Origin of the sequence: Paraburkholderia acidipaludis NBRC 101816 (assembly GCF_000684975.1) — a bacterium.
Classification (GTDB): domain Bacteria; phylum Pseudomonadota; class Gammaproteobacteria; order Burkholderiales; family Burkholderiaceae; genus Paraburkholderia; species Paraburkholderia acidipaludis.
The window spans coordinates 1-541 of sequence record NZ_BAXZ01000063.1; the positions used below are offsets into that span (position 1 = coordinate 1).

Consider the following 541-nt stretch of genomic DNA (forward strand, 5'->3'; position numbering starts at 1 on the left):
CTCAAACTTACCCTTGGCCATATTCGACTCCTAAGAGGATTTTCCGTACGTTGCGCGGGGCGCGCAAACAATCACTGGTCTTGCTGATACTGCATGTCCTGCAGCGTCCAACTGGTGCCCATGGGCAGGATCGAACTGCCGACCTCTCCCTTACCAAGGGAGTGCTCTACCACTGAGCCACATGGGCATTTACTTCATTTTGCTGGAGCGGGTGAAGGGAATCGAACCCTCGTCGTAAGCTTGGAAGGCTTCTGCTCTACCATTGAGCTACACCCGCGAGGTTCGCCGATTCCCGACTCGTTACTTCAGCTGAATTCTGGTGGAGGAGGTTGGATTCGAACCAACGTAGGCGTAAGCCAACAGATTTACAGTCTGCCCCCTTTAGCCACTCGGGCACCCCTCCGAAGAGAACTGATGATTATGGGGGAACATCCGTTAAGTGTCAAGCACTTTGTTCGGAGCCGCACCCACAACGCTCTCACTTATAGGGAGAGCGCCAACGCAAAAACCCCGGCTTATTAGGGCCGGGGTTCTGCTGGAT

The 541-nt window shown here is 54.3% G+C and carries 3 tRNA genes; all 3 read right to left on the reverse strand.

Annotated features, from left to right (window positions below):
* Window positions 1-112: 112 nt before the first annotated feature.
* Window positions 113-187 (reverse strand) — tRNA-Thr (locus tag BAC01S_RS29800).
* A gap of 16 nt (window positions 188-203) precedes the next feature.
* A tRNA-Gly gene (locus BAC01S_RS29805) sits at window positions 204-277 on the reverse strand.
* A gap of 40 nt (window positions 278-317) precedes the next feature.
* Window positions 318-403 (reverse strand) — tRNA-Tyr (locus BAC01S_RS29810).
* Window positions 404-541: the final 138 nt, after the last annotated feature.